This is a genomic window from Dactylosporangium sp. NPDC051541 (assembly GCF_044454505.1).
Lineage (GTDB): Bacteria > Actinomycetota > Actinomycetes > Mycobacteriales > Micromonosporaceae > Dactylosporangium.
Genome location: NZ_JBITDU010000003.1, coordinates 535568 through 559939, shown reverse-complemented (window position 1 = coordinate 559939; position 24372 = coordinate 535568). Strand labels below are relative to the sequence as shown.

At 70.5% G+C, this 24372-nt stretch carries 22 protein-coding genes; 15 read left to right on the top strand and 7 right to left on the bottom strand.

What is annotated here, in order from left to right; genetic code table 11:
• Positions 1-250: 250 nt before the first annotated feature.
• Entirely contained in the window at positions 251-793 is a 543-nt protein-coding gene (locus ACIA8L_RS16665; RefSeq protein WP_395905161.1) for a gluconokinase, read from the top strand.
• A gap of 36 nt (positions 794-829) precedes the next feature.
• Positions 830-2554: an SLC13 family permease gene (locus ACIA8L_RS16660; protein ID WP_395905159.1), complete on the top strand. Its 1725-nt coding sequence runs from the start codon at positions 830-832 to the stop codon at positions 2552-2554.
• A gap of 572 nt (positions 2555-3126) precedes the next feature.
• Here the strand turns inward: ACIA8L_RS16660 and ACIA8L_RS16655 are convergent.
• Positions 3127-3744: a TetR/AcrR family transcriptional regulator gene (locus ACIA8L_RS16655; RefSeq protein WP_395905157.1), complete on the bottom strand. Its 618-nt coding sequence runs from the start codon at positions 3742-3744 to the stop codon at positions 3127-3129.
• A 23-nt stretch (positions 3745-3767) separates the two neighbouring features.
• Between ACIA8L_RS16655 and ACIA8L_RS16650 the strand changes: the two genes are divergently transcribed.
• Positions 3768-4139 (top strand): cytoplasmic protein, encoded by a 372-nt coding sequence (locus ACIA8L_RS16650; RefSeq protein WP_395905155.1) that lies wholly within the window; start codon positions 3768-3770, stop codon positions 4137-4139.
• A 431-nt stretch (positions 4140-4570) separates the two neighbouring features.
• On the opposite strand, the gene ACIA8L_RS16645 is transcribed toward ACIA8L_RS16650, so the two are convergent.
• The gene (locus tag ACIA8L_RS16645) at positions 4571-4828 is read right to left on the bottom strand and encodes a hypothetical protein (RefSeq protein ID WP_395905153.1); all 258 of its coding nucleotides are present in this window, start codon (positions 4826-4828) and stop codon (positions 4571-4573) included.
• A 559-nt stretch (positions 4829-5387) separates the two neighbouring features.
• Here ACIA8L_RS16645 and ACIA8L_RS16640 point away from each other — a divergent pair.
• The gene (locus ACIA8L_RS16640) at positions 5388-6590 is read left to right on the top strand and encodes a hypothetical protein (protein ID WP_395905151.1); all 1203 of its coding nucleotides are present in this window, start codon (positions 5388-5390) and stop codon (positions 6588-6590) included.
• Between the two features lie 200 nt (positions 6591-6790).
• Here ACIA8L_RS16640 and ACIA8L_RS16635 read toward each other — a convergent pair whose 3' ends face one another.
• Positions 6791-7561 (bottom strand): SDR family NAD(P)-dependent oxidoreductase, encoded by a 771-nt coding sequence (locus ACIA8L_RS16635; RefSeq protein ID WP_395905149.1) that lies wholly within the window; start codon positions 7559-7561, stop codon positions 6791-6793.
• Positions 7562-8053: 492 nt separating this feature from the next.
• A complete protein-coding gene (locus ACIA8L_RS16630; RefSeq protein ID WP_395905147.1) occupies positions 8054-9085 on the bottom strand; it encodes an FKBP-type peptidyl-prolyl cis-trans isomerase in 1032 nt (343 codons plus the stop codon).
• A 7-nt stretch (positions 9086-9092) separates the two neighbouring features.
• Here ACIA8L_RS16630 and ACIA8L_RS16625 point away from each other — a divergent pair, with 7 nt between their 5' ends.
• The 5 genes from ACIA8L_RS16625 to ACIA8L_RS16605 are packed head-to-tail and all read left to right on the top strand — an operon-like array spanning position 9093 to position 14935.
• Entirely contained in the window at positions 9093-9497 is a 405-nt protein-coding gene (locus tag ACIA8L_RS16625; RefSeq protein ID WP_395905145.1) for a hypothetical protein, read from the top strand.
• A 29-nt stretch (positions 9498-9526) separates the two neighbouring features.
• Positions 9527-11086, top strand: coding sequence for a malate synthase A (gene aceB / locus ACIA8L_RS16620; protein ID WP_395905143.1), 1560 nt, complete (start codon positions 9527-9529; stop codon positions 11084-11086).
• Complete coding sequence (locus ACIA8L_RS16615; RefSeq protein ID WP_395905141.1) at positions 11083-12537, top strand: FAD-linked oxidase C-terminal domain-containing protein; 1455 nt, start codon at positions 11083-11085, stop codon at positions 12535-12537. Before aceB ends, ACIA8L_RS16615 begins: the two co-directional genes overlap by 4 nt.
• A gap of 2 nt (positions 12538-12539) precedes the next feature.
• Positions 12540-13733, top strand: coding sequence for an FAD-binding oxidoreductase (locus ACIA8L_RS16610; RefSeq protein WP_395905139.1), 1194 nt, complete (start codon positions 12540-12542; stop codon positions 13731-13733).
• The gene (locus ACIA8L_RS16605) at positions 13733-14935 is read left to right on the top strand and encodes a (Fe-S)-binding protein (RefSeq protein WP_395905137.1); all 1203 of its coding nucleotides are present in this window, start codon (positions 13733-13735) and stop codon (positions 14933-14935) included. Before ACIA8L_RS16610 ends, ACIA8L_RS16605 begins: the two co-directional genes overlap by 1 nt.
• Here the strand turns inward: ACIA8L_RS16605 and ACIA8L_RS16600 are convergent.
• The 3 genes from ACIA8L_RS16600 to ACIA8L_RS16590 all read right to left on the bottom strand — a co-directional run bounded on the left by ACIA8L_RS16600 (position 14912) and on the right by ACIA8L_RS16590 (position 17473).
• Positions 14912-16045: a hypothetical protein gene (locus ACIA8L_RS16600; protein ID WP_395905135.1), complete on the bottom strand. Its 1134-nt coding sequence runs from the start codon at positions 16043-16045 to the stop codon at positions 14912-14914. The genes ACIA8L_RS16605 and ACIA8L_RS16600 overlap by 24 nt on opposite strands.
• A gap of 343 nt (positions 16046-16388) precedes the next feature.
• Positions 16389-16772 carry a hypothetical protein gene (locus ACIA8L_RS16595; protein ID WP_395905133.1) on the bottom strand — a complete coding sequence of 128 codons (384 nt, stop codon included), beginning with the start codon at positions 16770-16772 and terminating at the stop codon, positions 16389-16391.
• 53 nt (positions 16773-16825) lie between these two features.
• Positions 16826-17473 (bottom strand): TM2 domain-containing protein, encoded by a 648-nt coding sequence (locus tag ACIA8L_RS16590; RefSeq protein ID WP_395905131.1) that lies wholly within the window; start codon positions 17471-17473, stop codon positions 16826-16828.
• A 102-nt stretch (positions 17474-17575) separates the two neighbouring features.
• Here ACIA8L_RS16590 and ACIA8L_RS16585 point away from each other — a divergent pair, with 102 nt between their 5' ends.
• The 6 genes from ACIA8L_RS16585 (at position 17576) to hpxZ (ending at position 24314) form a co-directional block, all read left to right on the top strand.
• Positions 17576-19315, top strand: a complete 1740-nt coding sequence (locus ACIA8L_RS16585; RefSeq protein ID WP_395905129.1) for an ABC transporter ATP-binding protein — start codon at positions 17576-17578, stop codon at positions 19313-19315.
• A gap of 198 nt (positions 19316-19513) precedes the next feature.
• Positions 19514-20158, top strand: a complete 645-nt coding sequence (locus ACIA8L_RS16580; protein ID WP_395905127.1) for a GntR family transcriptional regulator — start codon at positions 19514-19516, stop codon at positions 20156-20158.
• Between the two features lie 595 nt (positions 20159-20753).
• Positions 20754-21455, top strand: a complete 702-nt coding sequence (locus ACIA8L_RS16575) for a cysteine hydrolase family protein (RefSeq protein WP_395905125.1) — start codon at positions 20754-20756, stop codon at positions 21453-21455.
• 11 nt (positions 21456-21466) lie between these two features.
• Positions 21467-22147, top strand: coding sequence for a cysteine hydrolase family protein (locus tag ACIA8L_RS16570; RefSeq protein ID WP_395905123.1), 681 nt, complete (start codon positions 21467-21469; stop codon positions 22145-22147).
• 4 nt (positions 22148-22151) lie between these two features.
• Positions 22152-23882, top strand: a complete 1731-nt coding sequence (locus tag ACIA8L_RS16565) for a regulator (RefSeq protein ID WP_395905122.1) — start codon at positions 22152-22154, stop codon at positions 23880-23882.
• A gap of 60 nt (positions 23883-23942) precedes the next feature.
• A complete protein-coding gene (gene hpxZ / locus ACIA8L_RS16560) occupies positions 23943-24314 on the top strand; it encodes an oxalurate catabolism protein HpxZ (protein WP_395905120.1) in 372 nt (123 codons plus the stop codon).
• Positions 24315-24372 lie beyond the last annotated feature (58 nt).

Here is a 24372-nt window from a genome sequence, read left to right as displayed (position 1 = left end):
CAACGCCGCCACCGTCAACCTGGCCTGGATCGTCTTGCCGCCCTTCACGTACTGCGACCCGAGGACCACGTCGGCGTCGGCGGCCGAGCGAACCGGTCGCGCCGGTGATGGTGGAAGCAACTCCTCCCGCTCGACATCGGCCGTTCCTTGCTGCTCGGCCGGCGGCCGGCTCCAGGTCGGCGGGGAGTTTCGCGGCGACGCAGTGCACTGCGCGACCGGTTCGCGAGCGGAACCGCTGTCACGAAGTGTGGTGGCGGTGTTGCAGGGGTACCGTGTGGCCATGTCAGACGCGCCGCCGGTTTTCCTGATCATGGGAGTCGCGGGGACCGGGAAGACCACCGTGGGCGGGATGCTGGCCGGGCGGCTGGGCTGGCAATACGCGGAGGCCGACGATTTTCATCCGCCCGCGAACGTCGAGAAGATGAGTGCGGGCATTCCGCTCACCGACGCCGACCGCGAACCCTGGCTGACGGCGATCGGACAGTGGATCGACGAGCGCGGGGCGGCCGGCGAGTCCGGGGTCGTGACGTGCTCGGGGCTCAAACGCGCATACCGCGACCAGCTCCGCCGCGGCCGGCCACAAGTGCGCATGGTGTTCCTCGAAGGATCCCGCGAGCTGATCACGCGCCGGCTCGCGACCCGCCACGGTCATTTCATGCGCGTGGAAATGCTCGACAGCCAGTTCGCTGACCTGGAACCGCCGACGCCGGACGAGGGCGCGACCGTGGTGTCGGTCGAGCCGCCGCCCGGCGTGATCGTCGCGGAAATCCTGCGGGCGCATCCCGACGTGTGAGCCGGCCGCCGGGCGCCCTCGGAGAGGAGCCCGTCAATGCACTGGACGTTGCACGACACGGCGCTGGTGATCTGGACCGCTGTCGCGATCGCGGTGGTCGTCGTCCTCATCACACGGTACAAAATCCACCCGTTCTTGGCTTTAATCCTCGGCAGTGCCGTCGTCGGACTGGGCGCGGGGCTCGGCGCCGGGAAATCAATCAGCAGTTTTGAATCCGGATTTGGTACCACCCTGGGCGGAGTCGGCATTCTTGTCGCCCTCGGCACCATTCTCGGCAAGTTGCTGGCCGACTCCGGTGGTGCCGACCAGGTGGTGGACACAATCGTTGGCCGGTCCGGGCGCGCGCGCCTGCCGTGGGCAATGGCCTTGATCGCCATGATCATCGGCATTCCCCTGTTCTTTGAAGTCGGCGTCGTACTGCTGATCCCGGTGATTTTCCTGGTCGCTCGGCGCGCGAAGACGTCGATTGTGCGGGTCGGCATTCCGGCGCTGGCCGGCCTTTCGGTCATGCACGGCCTGGTCCCGCCACACCCGGGGCCATTGATCGCCATCGACGCGCTGCACGCCGATCTGGGCCAGACTCTGGCGTTCGGCCTGATCGTCGCGATCCCGACGGTCATCATCGCCGGTCCGCTGTACGGCATCTGGATCGCTCGCTTCGTCTCCCCCGAACCGCCCGCCCGCCTGATCGCCGAGTTCGAGGGCGCCTCGGCCCGGACCGCCGGCGAGGCCGCCGCCGACGGCACACCCGCCGACGGCACACCCGCAGAAGGCGACACCCGGCAACGACCGGCGAACGGCGCGCCGCTGCAACGCGATGCTCAAACACGCACCACCAGTGGCGTGTCCGCGCAAGGCGATGCCCGGACGCGCACGACCGACAGCTCGTCCGCGGAAGACGATGTCCAGACGCGCACCACCGACGGTACGTCCGTGCAAGGCGATGCCCAGACGCGCACCACCGACGGCACATTCGCGGAGGACGGCGTCCAGACGCGCACCGCTGGCCGCACGTCTGTGGAAGGCGATGCCCGAACTCGCACCGGCGATGGCGAGTCTGTGGAGAGCGGCGTCCAAGCCCGGGCCACGACCCGGCCCGGATTCGTGCTCACGCTCGTCACCGTGCTCCTGCCCGTCGCGCTCATGCTCGGCAAGGCGATCTCCGACGTCGCCACGGACGACAAGGGCAACCCGGTGCGCAAGGTGTTCGACTCGATCGGCGACCCGTTCGTGGCGCTGCTGCTGGCGGTACTCCTGGCGCTGTTCACCTTCGGCTATCTGCGCGGCTTCTCCCGCGCCCGGGTGAGCGACATGGTCGCCGGAAGTTTGTTGCCGATCGCGGGCATCGTGTTCATCATCGGCGCGGGCGGCGGCTTCAAGCAGGTCCTGGTCGGCATCGGCATCGGCGATGCGATCGGCAAAGCGGCCGCGGCCAGCGGCATCTCGGCGCTGCTGCTCGGCTGGCTGATCGCGGTCGGCATCCGGCTGGCGACGGGCTCGGCCACGGTGGCCACGGTGACCGCGGCGGGCCTGATGGCGCCGCTGCTGGCCCAACTGCCGGGCACGAACACGGCGCTGCTGGCGCTGGCGATCGGCTCCGGCTCGCTGTTCCTGTCGCACGTCAACGACGCCGGTTTCTGGCTGGTGAAGGAGTACTTCGGGATGACCGTCGGCCAGACGTTCAAAACCTGGTCGGCCATGGAAACCATCATCTCCGTCGTCTCGATAGTGCTCATCCTGTTCGTCAGCGTGTTCACGTAGCGCGGTCGTGCTCACGTCGCGCAGCCGTGCTCACGTCGCGCAGCCGTGCTCACGTCGCGCAGCCGTGCTCACGTCGCGCAGCCGTGCTCACGTCGCGCAGCCGTGCTCACGTCGCGCGGCCGTCACGTGCCTGAAGAGGGTGGCCCTCAGCACGCCGGCAGAGGGCCGCCCTCATCGTGCACGAGTGGACGGTCGCGCGTGTCGGCGCGTGTGCCCCGCCTGCTCAGGAGCACGGTTGAACAAGGCACCGCCGAACGTGTTCATTGAGTGCGGCCTCATCGCGCTCACGTGCACGGTTGAGCAACGCACCGCCCGATGTGTTCGTTGAACGCGATCCGCGCCGCTCTCCGGTGCATGTTCGTGCAGTGCGCCGGGCAGCGTGCCTTTGGTGCCGGGCAACTGCCGCGCTCCGGTGCACGTTCGCAACGCTTCGCCGAACGTGTCCGTTGAATGTGAACCGCACGGCGCTCGGGTGCACGTTCGCGCACGGCGCTCGGGTGCAGGTTCGCGCACGGCGCTCGGGTGCACGTTCGCGCATGCATCGCCCTGCGTGGTCGTGCGTCATGTGGACCTCAGCGTGTTCGGGCGGGGTGGGGGTCGGTGTGTTCGCGTAGCGCGGCGGCGAGGATTGCTTGGGCGGTGCGGCGTACCGTTTCGGCAGCTTCGGGCCAGGTTTGGTTCGCGATGTCCAGGAGCCAGATCAGCGCCTCGATGCCGGTCGCTGAGCGGATCGCCACGGCCAGGGCGCGCCGGTCGAGGCCGGGATGGGTTCGTTCCAGCGGTGCCAGGGCGTCCTCCACCCAACCGATGGCCCGGCCACGGCGCAGGAGCGGGCGCTCCGGCTGCTCCTCCAGCGAAAGGCGCAACGCGGAGCGCAATTGTGGTTCCCATTCCCGGTTGTACTGCGTGAAGGCCGTCATGAACGCGTCGAGCCGAGCCTGGGGATCGGTCGGCGCGTCAGGTCCCAGGAGCGAGTCCGGCTGAATCTGCGGCTGTGCGGCCAGGAGCAGGGAGCGCTGGTTGGTGAAGTACCGGTACGCCGTCGTCCGGGAGATGCCCGCGTGCACTGCCGCGTCCTCGACCCGTGGGGTCATTCCCTCGGCCAGCAGCTCACGGGTGGCGTCGACGAGGGCCTGACGGGTTCGCGACTTCTGCTGCGTGCGCCCGGTCGCCTCATATGGTACTGGCATCACCATCATGGTACCGTAATCCCATGGTACTGGAGTCCCACGAAGTCGGCGACGATCCAGCCGTCACCGATCCCGAGCACTACGCAGTGATCTTCGAGAATGAGCGGGTCCGCGTGCTGGAGTACCGCGACAGCCCCGGCGACCAGACCCACTCGCACCGCCATCCGGACAGCGTGATGTACACCCTGACCGCCTTCCGCCGTCGCATCACGAACGGCGACCGGGCCGTCGACGTCGACATCCCAGCCGGTGCCGTGCGCTGGGTCGGCGCACAGGAACACGCCGGCCACAACGTGGGCGATACGCCGACGCACACCATCTTCGTCGAGCTCAAGGAGCCGGCACCGAACGGCGGCGCCGCAGCCGGTGCCGGTGTGCTCGGGCCCCAAACCTGACCGGCCGGGCAAGGGCAGTACGAGCTGGGCAAGCGAATCTGGCGCCGGGCATACCCATGAGGAGCCGGCAGTGAATGTCGGCACCGCAGCTGGCGCCGGTGTGCTCGGGCCCCACACCTGACCGGCCGGGCAAGCACATTGCGGGCCGAGCACATCACCAGCCGAGCAAGCGCATCACGAGCTGGTCAGCGTCACGAGCTGGTCAGCATTACGAGCTGGTCAGCGTCGCGAGCTGGGTCAGCGTCGGGAGCTGCCTGAGCGCATCGCGAGCGGGCGGGCGTTGTGCGAGCTGTGTTGGCGCGTTACCGAGTTGGGTGAGCGCATCGGTGGCGAAACGGGCAGGCATCGCACTGGGAATACGACAAGCGACATTGCTCGCAACGGGCGGTTGGGCGGCTGCGTGACGGTCGGCAGACTCTGGCCGCGGTTTCTCATTCGAACAGCGAACCGCGCCCGCCGCCCTCGCGGATGCGGGCGCGGCGGCGCAGCTCCACCACCACCGAGTCGACCAGCGCTGTCGCCGCCAGGACCCACAGGATCACGGCCAGCCAGGTGAAACCGGCCGCCAGGGCCAGGGCGCCCAGCACGGCGCTGGTGAAGAAGCCGAAAACGGCCAGGACCAGGCGAAGGTTCAGGGCGGAGTACGGGTGCCCGACGGTTCCGCGGGCACTTCGGCGCTGGGAGCGCATCGGCGTCGTCCCTTCCTGTCGTGACGGACCGGATCGAAGCTCAGGGCCGGTCACACGTGTGCGCAGCGGCCGTCGCCACCGCCGCCGAGAACCCGGTCGGCGCACCGGGCGGCCGGCTGCGCGATAGACGCGTCACCCATAGTCCGAATGGACATACCAGTCGCTTTGCCGGAATAAGGGCGTCAAAACATCCCGTCGGGCGTCGAACATCCGGACCGGCCGTTGCAAGACGTGCGGGCTGGGCAACACGGACGTGCGGGCTGCGCGTACCGGACGTGCGAGCTGCGCGCATTGCTGAGCGAACTGCGTACACCGGACGTGCGGGCGCCGGCCATGCAAACGGGCGGGCTGCGCGCACCGGACGGGCGGGCTGCGCGCACTGCGAAACGTGCGGGCTGAATGCACTGCGAAACGTGCGGGCTGGGTGCACCGGACGGGCGGGCTGCGTTCGTTGCGAAACGTGCGGCTGCGGGCACTGGACGTGCGGGGTGCGGGTGGCGGGTGTTTGGGTTGCATGGTGCGAGGATGTGCTGGTCCGTATCGGGTACCGTACGGCCGCATGGGGATGCTCGAACGGTTCCGCGGGACGCCGCAGGAGCGCTTCGCGCGGCGGGTGCTCACCGCGATGCGTGACGCGGGTGTGGCGTCGGCACGGTATCTGCCCGAACAGTTCGCGATCGAGGTTCGCCGGGACTCGGCGCAGGGGCAGCCGGCCATCGCGTACCTCGGCAATATTTTTCGCGAATGTGAGCGTTCCGGGCGCAATGAGCGGCGCGAGCGGATTGCGTCGTTCCTGAGTGCTGTTGTGTTCAACCCGGGGGCGCCGACGCACTGGGAAGACGTTGCACCGCTGCTGCGGCCGCTCCTGCGCACGGTCACGTTCGGTGCCGGGATGCCCGCCGCCGCGCCGCGCCCGCTGCGGCGGCCGGCCTGGGCGTACCTGGCCGAGTTCGTCGTCATCGACCAGCCCACGTCGGTCATGTACGTCACCGAGAAGCAGGCCCAGGAGTGGGGCGTCACCGAGAACAGCATCTTCGACCGGGCCCGGCGCAACATGAGCGGCCTGGCCAAGGTCGGGACGGACACGACCGGCGCGCCCGGACGGCGTGCGCTGGTCCGCATGGTCGAGGACGGCGACGCGTACTGGGCCTCGCACCTGCTCGTCGACGGCTGGCTCGCCGCACAGCAGCCGCAGCTCGGCGGGCCGCCCCTCGCGTTCATCCCCGACACGACCGGCATGCTGCTCGTCGGCCGCGGTGAAGGCGACACCCCCGAGAGCCTCGGGAAGGTGTTCGAGCTCGTGGAACAGGAGTATCGGGAAGCGGCCCGCCCCATCTCGCCGATGGCGTTCACGGTCGACGACTCCGGCGCTGTCGTGCCGTTCGTGGTGCCGCGGGAGCATCCGATGTACGAGATCACGCATCGCAGTGAGGTCATCATCGCGTCGTCCGAGTACGCCGCGCAGGCCGCGCATTTGGAGACGGACGCTTTTGTCGCTTCGTGCACGAGTGCGCAGCGCCAGGACGGCACGGTGTTCACGGTGGCGAGTTGGGCCGAGGGTGTTGACACGCTGCTGCCGCGGGCCGACTACGTGGCGTTCCCGTCGGATGATGCTGAGCCGTTCTTCGTGGCTTGGGACGACGTGGCCCGCGAGGTCGACCTGGAGCCGGAGCCTGAGTTGACGCCCGAACGATATCGGCTGCGGACCTGGCCTCATCCGGGTGTAGTGGAGCGACTGCGGAAAGTTGCCGGGAAGCCCTGAAGCGCGCTGCTACAGCATCGGGGAGCTTCATGGCGGGGGGCCTGCAGCACGACCGGCGCGAGCTTTGCAGCAGGGTTGCGGGAGCGCCTGCAGCATGACCGGCGCCCTGGACGCGTGATCGCGGCTACGGCTGAAGCGTTGCCGTCGTGCGGCTCGCGAGCAGTGCGGGGCGGAGCTGGGGACGGCGGTGCTGTGGGGGGTCAGAGGGTCGCGCGGAGGCGGGACTGTACGGCGGGGTTCTTGGCGTCGGGGTGGGGGTCGGCTACTCGCATGCCGTCGAAGAAGAGGCCGGTGCGGGGTTCGTCGAGGATCAGGCGCAAGGTTGCCTCGCCGCCCTCGTCCACCGTGGAGAAGGGGCGCTGGCCGGCCTGGCGGACCATTTCGGTGTCCATGAACGTCGCTGGGTGCAGGCAGTTTGCGGTTACGCCGGTGCCGGCCAGGTCCTCGGCCAGCGTGAAGGTCCAGGCGGCCAGGGCTAGTTTGCTGCGGCGGTAGGCGCGTATGCCGTCGTAGTTCGACTCGAGTTGCAGATCGTCGAAGTCGATCGGCTCCTGGCCCAGTGAGCCTACGTTCACGATTCGTGCCGGCGAGTTGGCTTTGAGTGTCGGTAGCAGGGCTCGGGTCAGGTGGACGGGGGCCAGGAGGTTGACGGCCCAGCGCAGCTCGTAGCCGTCGGCGGAGAGCTCGCGGGGGCCGCCTCGCTCGCCGAAGCCCACGCCGGCGTTGTTGACGAGATGGGTCAGTGGGCGGTTGCGTACGGCTGCGGCCAGCCGGTCCACGTCCGTGAGGCTGGCCAGGTCGGCTACGAAACCCTCCGCTCGGCCGCCGGACGCCTCCACCTCGGCCACACCGCGATCGACCTTGGCCTGGTCGCGGCCGTGCAGCAGGACGGTCAGGCCGGACTTGCCGAGTCTTGGGGCCAGCCAGCGGCCCAGGCCTGAGGTGGCGCCGGTCAGGAGTACTTCGCTCATCTCCGCAACATAGCTCGATCGGAGACCGGCGACCGGGGACCAGCGACTCGCAACCGGGAACGCCTGAGCCGGGTGGCGAGCGGGCGGGCTCGATGTGAACAAGCCGGACCGCACGGGCTGCAACCGCTTCTGCGAGTGGCTTCCGTTGCGCATTCGGACGATCGGGTGGCGAACGGGTGGGGTCGGTGCGGAATGGCCCGGCTACGTGGGGACTGAAACCGTTCGGCACGGCCCGGCTACGTGGGGCCTGGAAACCGTTCGGCACGTGGATTGGCGTTGCGCGTTCGGATTGGGGTTGGTGCGGCTGGGGGCGGTGACGGCAGAACGGCCCCGATCAGGCAATCGGGGCCGTTGTGCGGATTGCTGCAAGTTGTGCGTCGCAGGGGTGCAGGGGGCGTGAGCCCCCTGCCCGGGGCGGGAGCGAAGCGGCCTCGGAATCCTCTTGCGCTTGCTTTGGCTTTGTTGTTGCTTTGGCTTCTGGACGGTCGGGGATCAGTTGCCAGGGACCTGCAGGCCGCCGCTCGCGTTGGGGTCCTGGATGTCCAGGATGTCGACGTAGAAGCGGAGGTCGCCCTGGGGGTAGCCCTCGGCGTTGTTGTAGGCCTCCTTGACCGGGATGTCGAGGATGACCCGGCTGCCGACCTTCAGGCCGACCAGGCCCCGGTCCCAGCCCTCGATGACCTGCGCCTGCTGCTTCTCCTCCAGCATGCCGACCGGTACCGGGAACGTCTGCTTGTGGTCCCAGGACGAGTCGAACTTCTTGCCGTCCTTGTAGGTCAGACCGATGTAGTTGACGACGACCGTGTCGCCGGCCTTGACGGTCTTGCACTTGCCCTGGATCAGGGTGGTGACCTGGCGGACGGGGACGCTCTGCTCCTTGCCGGCCTCGGTCTTGGGCTCCTCGGCCAGGCGCTTGTCGAAGCCGCCCAGCAACGGCGGGTAGGAGCTCTGGTCCGCCTTCTTGCACTCGGTCTTCTGCTGCTCGGCGCGGTCACCGAAGTACCAGACGCCGGCGAAGGCGCCGCCGATGGCCAGCAGGACGATGACCGTGCCGGCGATGGCCTGGCCGACGCGCTTGCGGCGGGCGGCGCGGTGGGCGGCGACCCGGGCGGCGGCGCGCTTCTCGGCCTTGGTCAGCGGGGCCGGGCCCTTGCTCTTGACCTTCTTCTCGGCCGGCTTGTCGGCGTCGTCGTCATCGCCCTCGCCGGGCTCGTCGCCGTCGTCGGGGTCGCTCGCATCGGGGTCACTCGCGTCGGCGTCGAGATCGGCGTCCGCGTCGGCCTTGGCGTCCGCGTCGGCATCGGCCTCGGCGTCCGCGTCGGTCTCCGTCTTGGCCGCGGTGACGGGCTTGGCCGGGCCGGCTGGCTTGCGTGCGGACCGCGACTTCCGGGCGGCCGGTGCGGGCTCGGCGGCGGCGTCGGCGTCGGCGTCGGCCGCAGCGGCGTCCGAATCCGCAACAGCGTCCCCGTCGACGTCCTCGGAAGCCGCAGAGACGTCCGCGGAAGAAGCGGAGACGTCCGACAAATCCGACTTGTCGGAAACGCCGAGCCGGCTAGCGGAAGCAACGAAGTCGGCACTCGACGAGCCGGCGCTAGACGTGCCAGCACCCGACGAATCAGCGCCCGACGTGCCGACGCCCGACGAGTCGGTGGCCGACGAGTCGGTGGCCGCAGGCGTGGCCGAAGCCTCCACCACATCGTCCGCCGGCGAAGCCGAGGACGAGGCCGAGGACGAGGCCCCGGTCGAGGCCTCCGACGAAGACGAAGCCGCCGCGGAAGGCGGAGTGGCCTTGGTCGACCTTGCCGGGCGGCGGTTCCTGCCCCGATCGCTCACGATTCGTCGACTCCCCTGGTGGAAGGCCCCGCACACAGACGGACCTGAGTTTCGTTCGCCAGAGCTTCCCATACCACACGCCCAGCGCCGAGCACCGGGGTAGGGGCCGTGATATGCCCTAAGGTCGGTCGTATGGGCAACGCTACGGGCGTCGAGATTACCGGACCGCTCGGCGACCGCTTCGCCGAGATCCTCACCGAAGAAGCTCTGAGTTTCCTGGCAGAACTGCACCGCACCTTCGACGAAAGGCGCCTGGAGCTCCTGGAGCGGCGCCGGGAGCGGCAGGCCGACCTGCAGGCCGGCGGCTCGCTCGGGTTCCTGCCGGAGACGCGCGAGGTGCGGGAGGGCGACTGGCGGGTGGCCGAACCGGCGCCCGGGCTGGAGGATCGGCGGGTCGAGATCACCGGGCCGACCGACGCGAAGATGACCATCAACGCGCTGAACTCGGGTGCGAAGGTGTGGCTGGCCGACCACGAGGACGCCAATACCCCGCTGTGGGAGAACGTCGTGCAGGGGCAGCTCAACCTGCGGGACGCGGTGGCCGGCACCCTCAGGTTCACGTCACCGGAGAACAAGACGTATCAGCTGAGCGACGGGCCGCGGCCGACGATCGTGGTGCGGCCGCGGGGCTGGCACCTGCCGGAGAAGCACATCCTGGTCGACGGGCGGCCGACGTCCGGCTCGCTGACCGACTTCGGCCTGTACTTCTTCCACAACCATCTCGCCACCCGGCCCTACTTCTACCTGCCGAAGATGGAGTCCCATCTCGAGGCCCGGCTGTGGAACGAGGTGTTCGCGTTCGCCGAGGAGCGCTTCGGCCGCCCGACCGGCACGATCCGGGCCACGGTGCTCATCGAGACGTTCCCGGCCGCGTTCGAGATGGAGGAGATCCTCTACGAGCTGCGGGAGCACTCCGCGGGCCTCAACGCCGGGCGCTGGGACTACATGTTCAGCGTCATCAAGAAGTTTCGCACCCGCGGCCGCGAGTTCCTGCTGCCCGACCGCGACTCGGTGACGATGACGGTGCCGTTCATGCGGGCCTACACGGAGCTGCTGGTGCGGACCTGTCACAAGCGCGGCGCGCACGCGATCGGCGGCATGGCGGCGTTCATTCCCAGCCGCCGGGACCCGGCCGTCAACAAGGCGGCGTTCGAGAAAGTTTCCGCGGACAAGACGCGCGAGGCCGGTGACGGCTTCGACGGATCATGGGTCGCGCACCCCGATCTGGTGCCGGTGTGCCGCGAAATTTTCGACGGGGTGCTGCGGGACCGGCCCAACCAGCTCGACCGGCTCCGCGCCGACGTCCACGTGACCGCGGACGACCTGCTCAACGTGGCCGCCACGCCGGGCCGGCGCACGGAGGCGGGGCTGCGTTCGGCGGTGAGCGTGGGCGTGCAGTATCTCGATGCCTGGCTGCGCGGTACCGGCGCCGTGGCCATCAACAACCTCATGGAGGACGCGGCGACCGCCGAGATCTCCCGCTCCCAGGTCTGGCAGTGGCTGCACAACGGCGTCGTGCTGGACGACACCGGCGAGCTCGTGACGAAGGAGCTCGTGCAAAGAGTGACCGCGGAGGAGCTGGCGAAGCTGGACGGAGACCTCACCGCTGCGAAAGACTTGTTCATGGAGGTGGCCGTGGCGGACGATTTCGTGGAGTTCCTGACCATCCCCGCCTACGAACGGATGCCATGAGCATCAATGCGCTCGCCGCAACGATGCGGTCACTCTTCGCAAAAGACCAGATCATCACGGACCGGGCCCAGCTCAGGACGTACGAATGCGACGGTCTGGCCTTGTACAGGGTCGTGCCCGGCATCGTGGTGCTGCCCCGCACCGCCGAGGAGTGCGCGGCCGCGGTCCGGGCCTGCGTCGAGCACGGGGTGCCGTTCGTGGCCCGCGGCTCCGGGACCGGCCTGTCCGGCGGGGCGCTGCCCCACGCCGACGGCGCGCTCATCGTCACCTCGCAGCTGCGGGCGATCCGCGAGGTCGCACCCCAGGACGAGCGGGCCGTCCTGGAGCCCGGAGTGATCAATCAGCAGGTCTCAAAAGCCTCGGTCCCGCATGGGTACTACTACGCGCCCGACCCGTCCAGCCAGCAGATCTGCTCGATCGGCGGCAACGTGGCCGAGAACTCCGGTGGCGCGCACTGTCTCAAGTACGGCTTCACCGCCAACCACGTCACCGGCGTGCAGATCGTCACCCCCGACGGTGACCTGGTCCGCCTGGGCGGGCGGGCGCCGGACGCGCCCGGCTACGACCTGCTCGGGGCGTTCGTCGGGTCCGAGGGGACGCTCGGGATCGCGACCGAGGTGACGGTCCGGCTGGTCCGCCTGCCGGAGACGGTCAGCACGCTGCTCGCGGCGTTCGCCGGGCCCGATCAGGCCGGTGCGGCGACGTCGGCGATCATCGCGGCCGGGGTGGTGCCGGCGGCCGTCGAGATGATGGACGCCCTGGCCATCGAGGCGGCCGAGGCGGCGGTGCACTGCGGCTACCCCGGCGGCGCGGGCGCGGTGCTGATCGTCGAGCTCGACGGGCCCGCGGCCGAGGTCGACGCGCAGTTCGGCGCGGTCGAGGAGCTGTGCCGGGCGCACGGCGCGTTCGAGATCCGCATCGCCGCCGACGACGCCGAGCGGGCGCTGTTCTGGAAGGGCCGCAAGTCGGCGTTCGCGGCGGTCGGGCGGATCTCCCCCGACTACATCGTGCAGGACGGCGTCATTCCGCGCACCGCGCTGCCCCAGGTGCTGCACCGCATCGGCGAGATCGCCCGCGAGCACGGGGTCCGGGTGGCCAACGTCTTCCACGCCGGGGACGGCAACCTCCATCCGCTGGTCCTGTTCGACGAGGCGGTACCCGGGCAGGCCGAGCGGGCCGAGACGGTCTCGGGCCGGATCCTCGAGATCTGCGTCGAGCACGGCGGATCGATCACCGGGGAACACGGCGTCGGCATGGACAAAGCCAGATTCATGCCGCGGATGTACTCCGAAGCCGACCTCGACACCATGCAGTTGCTGCGCTGTGCGTTCGACCCGCGGGGCCTGGCCAATCCCGGCAAGGTGTTTCCGACCCCGCGGCTGTGCGGCGAGGTCCCCGGCCGCCATCGGGGCCCGAATCCCTGGCACGAGCGGGGCGTGGAGGTGTTCTGACGGTGACGGTCGTCGATGACATTGCCGGGATGCCGGCCTCGCGGGTGGCCACGCCGGCCTCGACCGGGCAGGTCGCGGACACCATGCGGGCCGCGGCTCGTGACGGGCTGGCCGTCGTCGTGCGCGGCGCCGGCACGCGGCAGGACTGGGCGCTGCCGCCGCAGCGGCTCGACCTGATCCTGGAGATGCGCGGCGTGTGCGGCATCGTCGAGCACGCCGCCGGTGACCTCGTGGCGATCGTGCGGGCCGGCACGCCCCTGCGCGAGGTGCAGGACGCGCTCCGCCCGGCGGGGCAACAGCTGGCGCTCGACGAGCCCATCCCCGGTGCGACGATCGGCGGTACCGTCGCCACCAACGCCTCGGGCCCCCGCCGGATGCTCTACGGCACCGTCCGCGACCTGCTGATCGGCGTCACCGTCGTGCGGGCCGACGGTGTCGTGGCCCGGGCCGGCGGGAAGGTCGTCAAGAACGTCGCCGGATACGACCTCGGCAAGCTCATCGCCGGCTCCTACGGCACCCTCGGCGTCATCACCGAGTGCGCGTTCCGCCTGCACCCGCTGCCGGGCGCCGCCCGCTACGTGTCGGCCCGCGCCGACAGCCCGGACGCGGCCGGCCGCGCGATCGCCGCCGTCCTCGCGGCCCAGGTCGTGCCGAGCGCCCTGGAGGTCGACCTGGCCGCCCGCGACGGCCCGCTCACGGTCACGGCCCTGGTCGAGGGCGTCCCCGCGGGCGTCGAACGGCGGGCCGCGGACCTGGAGAAGCTCCTCGGCGACGAGGCCGAGCAGGCGATCGCGCCGCCGCCGTCGTGGGGCGCCTACCCGTGGGTGCGCGGCGACGTCGGCATCAAGCTGACCTGCGCGCTGTCGCGGGTCCCCTACCTGCTCACCGCGGCCGGCGTGACCGCGCGCCTGCACGACGTCCCGCTGCGCGTGCGCGGCTCGGCCGGCACCGGCGTCCTCTACGCGGGCCTGCCGGGCGGCACCGACCCCGGCGTCGTCGCCGGCGTGATCAGCGACCTGCGGGCCGCGACCCGGGCCGGCGCCGGGCACTGCGTGGTGCTGACCGCCCCGCCCCCGGTCCGCGCCCGCGTCGACGTGTGGGGCCACGTCGACGGGCTCGACCTCATGCGCCGCGTGAAGGACCAGTTCGACCCGGAGGGCACCCTCGCGCCGGGCCGTTTCGTAGGGGGTATCTGATGACCGCCCAGCCCGGCCGGGACCGTCGCGCGCTCATCGGGGACTGCGTGCACTGCGGGTTCTGCCTGACGACCTGCCCGACGTACGTGCTGTGGGGCGAGGAGATGGACTCCCCGCGCGGGCGCATCCAGCTCATGCTGCAGCAGACGCAGGGCGAGCCGCTGACGCCCACCATGGCCGGGCACTTCGACGCCTGCCTGGGCTGCATGGCCTGCGTGACCGCGTGCCCGTCCGGGGTCCAGTACGACGAGCTCATCACCGAGACCCGGGCCATGGTCGAGGAGGTCCGCCCGCCGGCCGGTCGCGCGCTGCGGGCCGCGGTGTTCGCCCTGTTCCCCTACCGGCGCCGGCTTTCCCTGGCCAAGGCACCGCTGCGGGGGTACCGGATGCTGGGGACGCCGTTCAAACGGCAGCTGCCGGCCACGCTGCGCACGCTGCTCGATCTGGCGCCACCGGCCGGACGCGCCGTCGCGCTGCCCGCGGTCGTCCCCGCCATCGGCCGGCGCCGGGCCCGGGTCGGGATGCTCACCGGCTGTGTCCAGCACGCGTTCTTCCCCGGCGTGAACGCGGCCACGGCCCGGGTCCTGGCCGCCGAGGGGTGCGAGGTCGTGATCCCCGAGGACCAGGGCTGCTGCGGCGCCCTGAGCCGGCACAGCGGCCGGGCGGAAGAGGCCGACCGGTTCGCCGCCGCGTTGCGGCGCTCGTTCGCCGGCGTCGACGCGCTGGTCGTGAACGCGGCCGGCTGCGGCTCGTCGCTCAAGGAGGCCGCCGGCCCGTTCGCCGGCCGGGCGGTCGACCTCACCGAGTTCCTGGCCGACCTGGGCCCGATCGCGCCCCGCCATCCGGTGCCGGTCACCGCCGCCTACCACGACGCCTGCCACCTGGCCCACGCCCAGGGCATCCGCGCCCAGCCCCGCGCGCTGCTGCGGGCGATTCCCGGCCTGGACCTGCGCGAGATCCCGGACGGCGAGATCTGCTGCGGCTCGGCCGGCATCTGGAACGTCCTCAACCCCGGGCCGGCCGCGGAGCTGGGCGACCGCAAGGCGCGCGATGTCCTGTCGACCGGGGCGTCGCTGCTCGTGACCGCGAATCCGGGCTGCCTGATGCAGATTTCGGCGGGGGTACAGCGAGCCGGCGCGACGATCCGCCTGGCTCACACGGCCGAGGTCCTGGACGCCTCAATCCGCGGCGTCCGCCCCTGACTGTTCCCGCGCCTGCGGCCGGTAGGTGTTCATCGCCGCCTGGATCCGCAGCCAGGGCGGGTCGGTGGGCTCGGCCGCGGTGACGGTGTCCAGGTCGTCCTGGGTCCAGCCGCGCACGCCGTCGGTGAGTTCGTCCGGCTCGTCGGCGTCGTCCGGCATCAGGGCAGTACCCCCGAGCAATGCTGTGGCACCTTCGGCATCCGGCACCGTCACGCACGCCGCGTCCGCGAGCAGCCGCAGCTCACCGCGGCTGCCGGCCACGACGAGCCCGCCGGTGGCGAGGGCGGCCAGGGCCGTGACCCGGGAGCCGTCGAGCGCGGGGTGCTCGGTCAGCTCGCCGCGTTCCACATCGATGGCGGCGAGCGTCCCGGCCGGGGTGCCGACGTAGAGGACCGCGGGCCGCGTCCCGAACGCGAGGTTGTGCGGCGACCACGACCGGTACTCCTCGTACCACGCGTCGTGCTCCGGTGCGTTCCAGGCCGCGGCGGGCTCGCCGAGCGGCACGGCGAGCACGTGTTCGAGCGACGGGAACGCGTAGACGTCGATCGAGTTCTCGTAGTTGTTGCCGCGGATCGCGAAGCGCCGCCCGTCCGCGTTGAACACCGGCGCCTGGTACCCGTCGGCGGTGATGATCAGCGCCCGGCTCCGGAACCGCAGCTCCGGCTGGTCCGTGGCGTACCGCGTGAACAGCACGAGCGTCGCACCCTGATCGCTGCGCAACGCGGCCGCGACCAGGCCGGACGGATGGACGACCAGTCCCGTGTCCCACTCCGGCCCGGCGTCGAGCTCGCCGGTGGTGAGGTCCAGCCGGCCGGCGTCGGTCCACAGTGCACGACCGCCGGGGCTGAACGCGATGCAGCGGTGGGTGCTCCCTGGTTGCGTCGTGGTCCCGTCCGGCGTCCAGCGCACGACGCCGGCCTCGGTGGCCACCGCCAGCACGGCGTCCGTGGGATGCCAGGCCACGGACAGCCGCGAACGCACACCGAGCACGCCGATCGGCCGCGGCTGTCCGTTCGCGCAGTCCCAGATGTGCACCGCCGGCGTTACCGCGTCCAGCCCGGCCACGAGCGCGAGCCGTGGATGCGCGATCAGCCGCTCGATGATGTCCATGCGGGCACCGTATCGACCATCGTCCGCGGCCGGGTTCCGTCGGGTTGGCGACGGTGGTGAGCCGGGGCCGGGCCGGGGTGCGTGGGGCGCTGACATGGAGACGACTTCCCTGGTGGACTGCCCCGAATGCGGCCTGCCCGCCACGCGCCGCAGCGGCGGGCGCCTCGACAGCACGTCCGGCCCGATCGAACATGTGCATCTGCGGTGCGTGGTCGGACACCGGTTCTTCGGCCCGACGGAAATCCTGGTGCACCGACGACGCCCTACGCGGTGAGCTCCGCGGCGGTCTCGGCCGGGCACCGGTTCTTCGACCCGACGGAAATCCTGGTGCACCGACGACGCCCTACGCGGTGAGCTCCGCGGCGGTCTCGGCCGAGATGATGAGGCTGACCTCGCGGGTGGCGCTGTTGACCAGGATGCCCGCGCAGCCCTCCGAGCCGCCCGCCATCTCCAGCAGGGTCGCGCCCGCGATGCCGGCGTTGAACCGGGGCCCGAAGTTGGCCCGCGCGGCCTCCGGGTCGGCCCAGGCCAGGATGCGGGAGCGGCCGTCGCCGTGCGTCGTGTTGCCGACGCGCATGTCCGAGCCGGAGACGGTCCGGCCGTCGGGCGTGGTGACCGGGGTGCCCTCGGCGACGACGCCGATCACCGAGTCGCGGAACAGGGTCAGGAACCGCTCGTAGAGCGCCGGGTCCGGCCGGTCGGCGTGCGCGTCGATCAGGTCCGACAACGGCGACCGGGGCCCCTGGCGAGGCCCCGGTGCGCGTTTGAACAGGCCCATCGTCAGTTGGGGCGCAGCGGGCGGCCCTGGCCGTCGACCGGGCGGCCGGCGAGCATCATGATGCCGTCGATGATGAACCAGAGCCACAGCCCGGCGGTGATCAGCCACGGGATGCCCAGGAAGAACAGGCCGCAGAAGACGGAGCTCCAGCCGACGACGACGCTCAGGATCAGCTGGGTCACGCCGAGGGCGACGTTGCCGGCGTAGAGTCGGCCGATGCCGCCGAGGGCGAAGAACAGGCCTGGGAGCAGCTGCAGCAGGCCCGCGGCGAGCTTGTTCTTGTCGGAGTACGGCTGGCCCGTCAGCGGGTCGTACGCCTGCTGGACGACCGGGTAGCCCACGGGCTGGCCGTATGCGGCCTGCTGGGCGTAGGCGGCCTGGCCGTAGGGGTCGTAGGCACCGCCGGACGCGGGCGCGCCGGAGACCGGGGGCATCTGGTACGGCGCCGCGTAGGGCTGACCGGACGACGGCGGGCTCGAGGCCGGCGGGCTGGACATGGGCGGCGGCAGTGCCGGCTGGCCGTACGGGTCGGACTGGCCATAGGGCACCGGCTGCCCGCCGTACGCGGGCTGCTGTCCGTATTGCGGCTGCTGCCCGTACGGATCCGGCTGCCCATACGGATTGGGGGTTCCATACGGTGGCTGCGTCATGACGTGCAGGCTACAACGCGCATCCCACCAATTTCGCCCCCGTTCCGGGTGTGATGCAGTCGGCAATCCGCCTGACCGCTTGCACGGTAAAGAATGATCGGCATGGACTTCGACGGGCGGCGCCCGGTGCGCACGATCCTCCACCTGCTCGCACCGTCGAAGTGGCGCCTGGTCCTGGCGGCGCTCGCGTTCGCCGTCAAGGACAGCCCGATCTGGCTGCTGCCGCTGCTCACGGCCAATATCATCGACGTCGTCGTCCAGCACCGCCCGATCGTGCAGCTGTGGCTCAACGCGGCCGTGCTCGCGGCGATCCTGCTGCAGAACGTCCCGATGCACATGCTGTGGGTGCGGCAGATGAGCCACATCGTGCGGCACCTCGGCACCGACCTGCGCTCCGACCTGGCCGGGCGGCTGCAGCAGTTGTCGATCGCGTTCCACACGCGCGCCGGTGCCGGCCTGTTGCAGACGAAACTGGTCCGCGACGTCGAGAACGTCGAGATGATGCTGCAGCAGGTCGCCGCGAGCGGAACCTCCGCGATCCTGACGCTCCTGGGCGCGCTCACGCTCACCGCGATCCGCGTGCCCGCGTTCGTACCGCTGTTCCTGCTGGTCGTCCCGTGCACGGCGGCGCTCGTGGCGGCCGTGCGGCGGCGGTCGGGGGCGCGCAACGAGGAGTTCCGGCGGCGGGTCGAAGCACTCTCCGCGCGGGTGGACGAGATGGCGCACCTGATGCCGATCACCCGCGCGCACGCCCTCGAGCAGGAGGCCGTGCACCGCATGCGCGGGACGGTCGAGGAGGTCCGGGCCGCGGGTCTGCGGCTCGACCTGGTCAACGGGCGGTTCGGGGCGATGTCGTGGGTGACGTACCAACTGCTCGGCGCGGCCTGCCTGATCGCCGCGGGCTGGGCCGCGTGGACCGGGTTCGCGCCGGTCAGCGCCGGTGACGTGGTGCTGCTGAGCACCTACTTCGCGGTCCTCACCAGCTCGGTCATCGGCCTGTTCGGCCTCGCCCCGATCGTGACCAGGGGACTCGAGTCGATCCGTTCGATCGGGGAGGTACTGTCGGCGCCCGACCTCGAGCGCAACGAGGGCAAGCAGCGCATCACGCGGGTGCGGGGCGAGATCGCGCTCGAGGGCGTCGGCTACCACTACCCCGAGGCCGCCGCCCCGGCCGTGACCGGCGTCGACCTGACCGTGGTGGCGGGCGAGACGATCGCGTTCGTCGGCCCCTCCGGATCGGGCAAATCGACCATGCTGAACCTGCTGATCGGGTTCATCCGCCCGACCGAGGGCCGGATCCGCCTCGACGGCCGCGACATGGAGGATCTGGACCTCCGTTCATTTCGACAAGCGGTTTCGGTGGTACCGCAAGAGCCCGTCCTCTTCGACGGGACGATCTGGGATAACGTCACTTACGGCCGCCGGGACCTCACCGAGGAGACGGTCACCGCGGCCCTGCGCGACGCCAACGCGCTCGGCTTCGTCGAGGCCCTCCCGCACGGCTGGGACACCCTGGTCGGCGAGCGCGGCGCGCTGCTCTCCGGCGGTCAGCGCCAACGCCTGGCCATCGCCCGCGCCCTGGTCCGCGACCCGCGGGTGCTGCTGCTCGACGAGGCGACGTCGGCGCTGGACAGCGAGTCCGAAACGCTGGTGCAGCAGGCCCTGGCCCGGCTCATGCGCGGCCGCACCACGTTCGTCGTCGCCCACCGCCTGGCCACGATCCGCAACGCCGACCGCATCGTGGTCCTGGCCGGCGGCCGTCTGGCGGAGGTCGGCACGCACGCGGAACTCCTGGCCGCCGGTGGCCTCTTCGCCCGCCTGCACGGCCTGCAGTCGGTGTAAATCGGGCTGTTCTCTTCTGCTCGGCTGTTTGGTGCTCGCCTGTTCGTGCGCTCGGCTGTTTTTTCGTGCTCGGCTGTTCTTGCGGTCGGCTGTTTTTTCGTGCTCGCCTGTTCGTGCGGTCGGCTGTTCTTTCGTGCTCGCCAGTTCTGCGCTCGGCGGGCTGCCGGTCCGTGTGGACGCGTCTGCGAGACTGGTGCGATGAGGGACTCCGAGGAGCTGACCAGCGCCAGCCTGGTCGAGCTCGCGGTGCTCCGCCTCACCCGGGAGATCCTGGGCGGCGGCACCGAACCCGGCGAGCGCCTGGTCGAGGAGCAGCTCACGAAGCGGTTCGGGATCAGCCGGGCGCCGCTGCGGGAGGCGCTACGGCTGCTGGCGCAGCAGGGCCTGGTCGAGCACATGCCGCGCCGGGGCGTCCGGGTGGCGATCCTGTCCGACACCGACATCCGGGAGCTGTACACGGTCCGCGACGTCCTGGAACAGCACGCCGTCACCGCCACTCCCCCGGACGCGGACCTGACCGGCATCACGGCCGCGATGAAAGCACTCGAGGAAGCCGACGCCCGAGGCGACCAGTTCGACGTGGCCACCGCCCACCGCGACTTCCACGTGGCGGTGGTAGCCCTGGCCGGCAACCGGCAGCTGACTTCGGTCTACGAGTCGGTCCTACTCAAGATCCAGCTGTACATGGCTCTCAACCTGCGCCGCGAGGCCGAGATAGCCCGCCCGCACGACGGCGTACACCGCCACGAGCGCCTGCACGAAGCCCTCGCCACCCGCGACTCCAAAACGGTCCTGGCCGCCCTGGCCGAACACGGAGCCCGCTCCTACCTCCCCGACAACTGACCCCACCGCACCGCACGCCGGCCCCGCACCGCACACGCCCGCACACACGCACTGTGCGCGCACCCCACGCACTGTGCACCCACCGCGCGCACGCTCGCACCCCACCGCGCACGCTCGCACCCCACCCCACCCCACCCCACCGCGCACGCTCGCACCGCGCACGCCGGCACCGCACCGCACCGCGCACGCTCGCACCGCACCCCACCGCGCACGCTCGCACCGCGCACGCCGGCACCGCGCACGCTCGCACCCCACCCCACCGCGCACGCTCGCACCGCGCACGCCGGCACCGCACCGCACCGTGCTCACCATCGCATCGCATCGCACAGTGCCCGCTCGCATCCCACCCCGCCGCACCGTGCGCGTTCACTCAGCAACGAGCACCATGCACACTTGCGCGCACATCCATGAACACCATGCACGATCGCTCGCGAACAAGCGCTGTGCACGCTCGTGCGCGCATATGGACAGTGTGCGCTCGCCCGTGCACGCGCACCTTGTTCGCTCGTGCATCGACAAAGGCTGGAAACGTCCGGACATCAATGCGTTACACAGCGCGGCCGTTGCTGTAACAGGATTGTCGACAATCGACAGCATGACCAGCGGAGCAAGCATCGGCCCGGTTGTCGGCGCTCGGCCGTACGCCTGGCCCTACGACGGCCGCGTCCCGGTCGAGCGCACGGCGCTGCTGTGCATCGACTGGCAGACCGACTTCTGCGGACCCGGCGGCTACGTCGACAGCATGGGGTACGACATCGAGCTCACCCGGGCCGGTCTGCCGGCCACCGCCAAACTCCTCGACCACGTCCGCGACCTCGGCATGCTCGTCGTGCACACCCGCGAGGGGCACGACCCGGACCTGTCCGACCTGCCACCGAACAAGCGCTGGCGCTCGGCTCAGATCGGCGCCGAGATCGGCTCGGCCGGGCCGTGCGGGCGAATCCTGATCAAGGGCGAGCCGGGCTGGGAGATCGTGCCCGAGGTCGCGCCGGCGCCGGGTGAGGTCGTCGTCGACAAGCCCGGCAAGGGTGCCTTCTACGCCACCAACCTCGACCTGATCCTGCGTACCCACGGGATCACGCACCTGATCCTGACCGGCATCACCACCGACGTCTGCGTGCACACCACGATGCGCGAGGCGAACGACCGCGGCTTCGAGTGCCTGATCCTGTCGGACTGCACCGGCGCCACCGACCCCGGCAACCACGCGGCCGCGCTGCACATGGTCACCATGCAGGGCGGCGTCTTCGGCTGTGTCGCCACGTCGCAGGACGTGATCGCGGCGACGGCCGGCTAGGAGCGTCCACAATGGCCACTCTTCCGGCGGCACCGGTACCGTACTCCTTCGAGCCGGACTCCACGGCGCTGCTCGTCATCGACATGCAGCGCGACTTCCTCGAACCCGGCGGCTTCGGCGAGACCCTCGGCAACGACGTCGAGCAGCTGCGCCGGACCATCGCGCCGACCGCGGCCCTGCTCACGGCCTGCCGCGCGGCCGGGCTGCCGATCATCCACACCCGCGAGGGGCACCTGCCCGACCTGTCGGACTGCCCGCCGGCCAAGCTCAACCGCGGCGATCCGAGCATGCGCATCGGCGCGCCCGGGCCGATGGGCCGCATCCTCATCCGCGGCGAACGCGGCCACGACATCATCGACGAACTCGCCCCGGCCCCGGGCGAAACAGTCATCGACAAGCCAGGGAAGGGCGCGTTCTACGCGACCGGGCTCGGCGACCTGCTCGCGGCGAACAATGTGCGCAGCCTGGTCGTCACCGGCGTCACAACGGAAGTGTGCGTGCACACCACGGTCCGGGAAGCCAACGACCGCGGGTACGAGTGTCTCGTGCTCGCCGACTGCGTCGGCTCCTACTTCCCGGAGTTTCAGGCGGCCGGCCTGCAGATGATCGCCGCGCAGGGCGGCATCTTCGGCTGGGTCGCCGAGTCCCCGGCGTTCATCGCCGCTCTTCAGACGTCGCTGCAAAGGACGTGACGACATGGCAACCGAAACCTCAGCCCTGAAAATCCCGTGGTGGGTCCGCGGCGACACCAACGCGTTCTTCGGCTTCGGCGTGAACGTCCTGGTCAACGTGCTCACCCTGACCGCACTGTGCCTGGGCGTGGTCAAGCTCAGCGAACGCGACGTGTTCCACGCGATCCTGCCGGCCCTGGGCATCGCGCTCGTGGCCGGCAACGTCTACTACACCTTCCTGGCCCGCCGCCTGGCCCGGCGCGAGAACCGCACCGACGTCACGGCGCTGCCATACGGCCCGAGCGTGCCGCACATGTTCATCGTCATTTTCGTCATCATGCTGCCGGTGTACCTCAAGACGCAGGACGCCACCAAAGCGTGGAAAGCCGGCCTGGCGTGGGCGTTCATCATCGGCGTCATTGTCCTGATCGGCGCGTTCGTCGGCCCGTATATCCGCAAACACGCACCGCGGGCCGCACTCTTGGGCACCCTCGCGGGCATTTCGATCACGTTCATCTCGATGCTGCCCGCGGCCCGGATGTGGGACCTGGCCTGGGTCGCGCTGCCGGTGTTCGCACTGCTGCTCATCGGCCTGCTCACGGACACGAAACTGCCCGGCAACTTCCCAATCGGCCTCGCGGCGCTGCTCCTGGGCACCGCGATCGGCTGGATCGGGGGCGCCATGGACGGCAACGCCGTGAGCACAGCCGTCCACGAGATCGGCTTCGCGCTGCCGGGAGTACACCTGAATCTGCTGTTCTCCGGTCTTTCCGACGTCGCACCGCTGCTCGCCACCGCCATTCCGCTCGGCGTCTACAACTTCACCGAGGGAATGTCCAACGTGGAGAGTGCCGCGGCCGCGGGCGACAACTACAACCTGCGCAGCGTCCTGCTCGCCGACGGGGCCGGAGCGATCATCGGCTCCGCGCTCGGCTCACCGTTCCCGCCGGCCGTCTACGTCGGCCACCCCGGCTGGAAGAAGGCCGGTGGCCGCAACGGGTATTCCATGGCGACCGGCATCGTCATCGCCATCCTGTGTTTCCTGAGCATGTTCGGTTTGCTCGGCGCCCTGTTGCCGATGCCGGCGATCGTGCCGATCCTGCTGTACATCGGACTGCTCATCGGTGCACAGGCCTTCCAGTTCACCCCGCGAGCGCACGCAGCGGCGGTCATCGCGGCGCTCGTACCGAACATAGCCCAGTGGGCGACCGGCCAGATCGACAATTCGCTCGCCGCCGCGGGCACGACCGCGGCCAAGGTCGGCGAGTCCGCGCTGGAGGGCAACGGGGTGGTGTACTCGGGCCTGCTCACACTGGGCCAGGGCGCGATCCTGGCCGGCCTGGTGTTCGGTTCGATCGTCGCGTTCATCATCGACAAACGCTTCGTCCACGCGGCCATCTTCGCCGCGTGCGGGTCGATACTGTCGTTCGTCGGCCTGATCCACGCCGAGCAGATCGCCTGGAACGCCAGCGGCCCGGTGGCCCTCGGCTACCTGTTCATCGCGGTCGTCTGCGGCCTGTTCGCTTTGACCCGCCCCACCCCCCGCGAACTCGACCCGGACGAACTAGAACTGGATCGCCTGCACAGCGGAGCACCAACCACCACCGCCGAGCCGCCCAGCACGCCGGAGCCGGTCAGCGTCTCCCACCCGGCACCCACGCCTGACCCGGTCTCCGTCTCCGACGCGGCACCTACGCCCGAACCGGTCAGCGTCTCCCAACCGGCCACCGCATCCGGACCAGCGACGACGTCATAATCAGCCGGGGCTCGGCGCCGGTACACGACGCCGAGTCCACCACCGCCCGGAGGACGAACTGTGGATATCGACCGCCCCGATGTCGTGGCCGAAGTGACGGCCGCGTTCCACGACTACGAGAAGGCGCTCGTGGCCAACGACGTCGGGGCGCTCGGTTCCTGGTTCTGGAACTCGCCCGCGGTAACCAGGTTCGGCATCGCCGATCGTCAGACCGGAGCCGCTGAACTGCACGCCTGGCGGTCAGCCCAACCGCCGCTCCCACCCGGCCGACGACTGTTCGAAACGCACGTGACGACGTTCGGCTCCGACCTGGCCACCGTGACGACCCTGTTCGACTACCCGCAGTCCCCGGACCGACCCGGACGACAGTCCCAGACCTGGGTCCGCTTCCCGGAAGGCTGGCGAATCGTGCACGCCCACGTCTCCCACTGAACATCGACACCGCCCGACGCCATGCCCGTGCACGCAGCGACATGCGACTGAGCGAACA

Coding starts and splice junctions, on each gene's coding strand:
- ACIA8L_RS16565 (WP_395905122.1), top strand. CDS start 22,152: ATGGCAACCGAAACCTCAGCCCTGAAAATCCCGTGGTGGGTCCGCGGC.
- ACIA8L_RS16615 (WP_395905141.1), top strand. CDS start 11,083: ATGAGCATCAATGCGCTCGCCGCAACGATGCGGTCACTCTTCGCAAAA.
- ACIA8L_RS16650 (WP_395905155.1), top strand. CDS start 3,768: ATGGTACTGGAGTCCCACGAAGTCGGCGACGATCCAGCCGTCACCGAT.
- ACIA8L_RS16635 (WP_395905149.1), bottom strand. CDS start 7,561: ATGAGCGAAGTACTCCTGACCGGCGCCACCTCAGGCCTGGGCCGCTGG.
- ACIA8L_RS16580 (WP_395905127.1), top strand. CDS start 19,514: ATGAGGGACTCCGAGGAGCTGACCAGCGCCAGCCTGGTCGAGCTCGCG.
- ACIA8L_RS16575 (WP_395905125.1), top strand. CDS start 20,754: ATGACCAGCGGAGCAAGCATCGGCCCGGTTGTCGGCGCTCGGCCGTAC.
- ACIA8L_RS16590 (WP_395905131.1), bottom strand. CDS start 17,473: ATGACGCAGCCACCGTATGGAACCCCCAATCCGTATGGGCAGCCGGAT.
- ACIA8L_RS16570 (WP_395905123.1), top strand. CDS start 21,467: ATGGCCACTCTTCCGGCGGCACCGGTACCGTACTCCTTCGAGCCGGAC.
- ACIA8L_RS16600 (WP_395905135.1), bottom strand. CDS start 16,045: ATGGACATCATCGAGCGGCTGATCGCGCATCCACGGCTCGCGCTCGTG.
- aceB (WP_395905143.1), top strand. CDS start 9,527: ATGGGCAACGCTACGGGCGTCGAGATTACCGGACCGCTCGGCGACCGC.
- ACIA8L_RS16655 (WP_395905157.1), bottom strand. CDS start 3,744: ATGCCAGTACCATATGAGGCGACCGGGCGCACGCAGCAGAAGTCGCGA.
- ACIA8L_RS16645 (WP_395905153.1), bottom strand. CDS start 4,828: ATGCGCTCCCAGCGCCGAAGTGCCCGCGGAACCGTCGGGCACCCGTAC.
- ACIA8L_RS16585 (WP_395905129.1), top strand. CDS start 17,576: ATGGACTTCGACGGGCGGCGCCCGGTGCGCACGATCCTCCACCTGCTC.
- ACIA8L_RS16660 (WP_395905159.1), top strand. CDS start 830: ATGCACTGGACGTTGCACGACACGGCGCTGGTGATCTGGACCGCTGTC.
- ACIA8L_RS16605 (WP_395905137.1), top strand. CDS start 13,733: ATGACCGCCCAGCCCGGCCGGGACCGTCGCGCGCTCATCGGGGACTGC.
- ACIA8L_RS16640 (WP_395905151.1), top strand. CDS start 5,388: ATGGGGATGCTCGAACGGTTCCGCGGGACGCCGCAGGAGCGCTTCGCG.